Origin of the sequence: Caballeronia zhejiangensis (genome assembly GCF_000698575.1) — a bacterium.
Classification (GTDB): Bacteria; Pseudomonadota; Gammaproteobacteria; order Burkholderiales; family Burkholderiaceae; genus Caballeronia; species Caballeronia zhejiangensis.
The window spans coordinates 1-1,787 of the sequence record NZ_JFHD01000095.1; the positions used below are offsets into that span (position 1 = coordinate 1).

Genomic DNA, 1,787 nt, shown 5'->3' on the forward strand with positions numbered 1-1,787 from the left:
TTGGGTATGGTCAACCTGCACGACGTCGAGCGGGTTGCGGACGACAAAGTTTCCGGGAGGCGCATCGGCGTTCACGCGCTCGAGCGCCTGCGCTTCGCGATGAGTCGCCCACCACCGTGCAACCGTGCTGCGGCTCGGCGGGTGCGCACCGCTCTCCGCACATCTTCGACGTATTTCAAGCGTGAGATCGGAGAGGGGATGGGCAAGCTGGCGTTGCTTCGGCAGCCATACGTTGAGGACGTCATCGACGATCGCCTCCGTGCGGCCGCTCAGCTGGCGCTTTCCGCGCTTTGGGCCGCGCTCGCGCCGCTTCACCGCGCTGGTTACCGGATCGGAAAGAAAGCGCCGTCGCAGACGATAGACAGTCGCCCAATGCATGTTAAGCAGTTTCGCGGCCTGCTTCGCCTGCTCAAGTGGCAGCGGCCCGGTCCCCAGCGGGCGAAGCACGCGGGCGATGGCTGCCTCCCGCTCAGCATCGTTCTCTGGTTTGGCCATTGACGTTGTCCGCGAGGAAGGTTGCCACCTACATTAGTACAATTGTTGGGCAACGGGGATACATTAGCGGAATTGATGGGCAGTAGTCGCTTTGGTCGTCGCATTTGCACAACACCGCCCGACGCTTCAGAAAGCGGAAATTTATCCATAAATCAATGGCTTAGGCGGCAGCGTCATTAGCGCGATAAGTGGGCGTCATTAGCGGAATTAACGAACCTCAACAGTAATCATGTTGTTTGGGCGCGCTAGAAGGTTCAGTCTCGGTCTGGCCTGCTTGTCAACGCCGCCGCTGGATGCCCGGCGATCGACAACCACTCGAGATCTGAGCGCTAACGCAAAGCACGTACCCGACTAGCTTGCCTATCCCAGTGCACCTAAGCGGCGCCGGGCGGTTCGTTTGAACCGATGTCGTCGAGTGCCGGACGAATGCGGTGGCGCGCGCTTTCCAAGCGATGGCGACACGGCGAAACAAACCGGTCGGATTTCGCTCATTGCGCGCGGTCCGCGCGGATGGGAGTATGTCCTTTGTGGGTCCCGCCAGGCCAGGCGTGGCCCAAGCCGTGCACAAGCCATTGCTCGCCAACCGAAAGTCCGTTTTCACGGGGGACGGCGAGATTGACCGCCATGGCACCGCCCGCCGACATGCCCGCAACGAACACGCGACTAGGATCTGCGTTGTAGTCCGAAACGACCTCTCGAGTTAGGGCCGCGATCATCGAGGTTTCGCCGGTCTCACGCGACTGGTCGCCGGCACGGAACCAGTGCCAACATTTAAGCAGATTCGTGTTCTCTGACTGCTCTGGATAGGCGACGATATAGCCGTGCGCCTCTGCGGCTTCGTTCATTTCCGTACCGGCCGCGATGTCCTCCGGGTCTTGTTGCGCGCCGTGCAGCATGACTATCATCGGCAGCGGCTGGCCTTGATAGACACTCGGGACATAGAGCCTGTACCGGTGGCTCTGGTCGCCGCGTGAGAAGGGATGGTCCAACCATTGAGGACCGTTCGCGGCGGGCTGTATGCGTCGCTCAAGAGGAGGCGCAGTCACGGGCCTGGCCGCTCTGACTGCGCTACCTCCTCGATCGCGTCGATTTGTGCGGGAGAAAGATCGGAAAAGGACCAATCTGCCAACGATGACGACGCAGCCGTCGCAGAGGCGCTTGCTGCGGCCTTGATAGCCTATGGCTGTCGCGCACGCGTTGCCCTCGGTGGTTCGGCAGCTCTTGCCATTCCAGAATCATGGGAACCGCACGTAGTCGTCCTAGACTGCGTATTCCACGCCAAACCGAACGCT

Annotated in this window: 2 protein-coding genes; both read right to left on the reverse strand. The window is 61.1% G+C overall.

Annotated elements, in window-relative coordinates:
- Positions 1–495, reverse strand: a 495-nt coding sequence (locus BG60_RS38925; protein WP_160172939.1) for a helix-turn-helix domain-containing protein, incomplete at its 3' end; no start/stop codon positions are given.
- 488 nt (positions 496–983) lie between these two features.
- On the reverse strand, positions 984–1,541 hold the full coding sequence (locus BG60_RS39910) for an extracellular catalytic domain type 1 short-chain-length polyhydroxyalkanoate depolymerase (protein ID WP_075583646.1): 558 nt from the start codon (positions 1,539–1,541) through the stop codon (positions 984–986).
- Between the last annotated feature and the right edge of the window lie 246 nt (positions 1,542–1,787).